This window comes from Sphingomonas sp., assembly GCF_035910975.1.
Classification (GTDB): Bacteria; Pseudomonadota; Alphaproteobacteria; order Sphingomonadales; family Sphingomonadaceae; genus Sphingomonas.
Genome location: NZ_JAMHWM010000025.1, coordinates 1 through 1,228, shown reverse-complemented (window position 1 = coordinate 1,228; position 1,228 = coordinate 1). Strand labels below are relative to the sequence as shown.

The following is a 1,228-nucleotide window of genomic DNA, read 5'->3' as shown; positions in this document are numbered from 1 at the left end:
TCAGCACCGGACAGTGATCCGCCAGCCGGCGCACCTGGCGCGCCAGGCGTTCGACCGCCGGGCTGTGCACGTCGAGCGCGTGGTCGGTCGAGTCGCCCGAGATGACCGCGACTTCGGCGCCGCGCCGGATGGCCTCGTCCACCGCAAAGCCGAAGCAGCGGTCGGCCTCGGCAAGGTTCTTCTCGCTGTAGTGCAGGTCGGAAAACTGCGCGATCCGGATCATGGAGTCACCTCGCTGTAGCTTCGATCAGTGATTGGTCGGGAAGCCATCGTCGCGCGCCGCATCGCCCGATCAAGACGGCGCCTTCGGATTCAGCTGAAGACATCGAGCTCGGCATCGACCTTGGCCCGGAACCCCTCGCCGTCGTCGGCGAATCCGGTGACCTCGTCGAGCGCCCGCTTGCGGCCGTTCGCGTTCATCTTCCAGCCGCGACCCCAGCGTTTGTCGGCGTAGCGCTCGAAACGCTCGGCCATGACACCCAGCGCCGCGGCGGCCTGTGCCACCCTTGCAGCCTCGTCGCCGCCGTTGCCCGCCTGCTCGCGCTGCGCTGCGGGCCGGGCGCCGCTGGCCGGCATGGCTGCCCTGCCGGGACCGCCATGCGAGGCCGGCGTCGCGGCACGATCGGGTGCCGGTCCGTATGCCGGTGCAGCCCGAGGTGAGGATGCGGACGCGTCGATCACGCCATCGTCGCCGACCACCGATCCGCCAGCGAAGCGGCGGTCCGCAGGCTCGCCCTCGAGTACGTTCAGGGCCTCGGCAGCCCGTGCCTCGGCGCCGTCCAGTCCTTCGTCAGGCCGCAGCAGCGCCGCGACGTCGACCGGCGCCTCGAGTTCGATCAGCCACTGCGAAGTGCGCACCGGCCGGCCCTCCTCGTCGATCCTGGGCACCTCGACCAGCCGCTTGGTCAGGTAGAACGGCGTGTGCCTGCCGTCCAGGAAGCCCGAGATGCGGCCGCCCCGCATGAAGCCGATGGTCTGGAACTTCTGGATCGCGGCGTTCATCGCGTAGAAGCTGTTGGTCGGCAGTTCGAAGGCGCTGATCGACTTGATCCCGGGGATGAAGAAGATGAACCGCCCCGACAGGTTGCACTTTCGGTCCTGGTATTCGGCGCAGGATTCGGGATCGCACAGGCCGCCGTTGTCGGCGCGGCGCATGGTCTTGCGGCCGCCCCAGACGCGGATGGCCCGGCGCGTCCCGCTGACCACGGGCACGGGGGCGTGGCTCATG

General features: G+C 69.6%; 2 protein-coding genes. Both read right to left on the bottom strand.

All coding sequences use genetic code 11. The features are described from left to right. A partial coding sequence (locus VYI76_RS04555) for a hypothetical protein (RefSeq protein ID WP_326523588.1) occupies positions 1 to 223 on the bottom strand: 223 nt, incomplete at its 3' end. 89 nt (positions 224 to 312) lie between these two features. Then, the coding region (locus VYI76_RS04550) for a recombination directionality factor (protein WP_443018898.1) at positions 313 to 1,228 on the bottom strand (916 nt) is incomplete at its 5' end.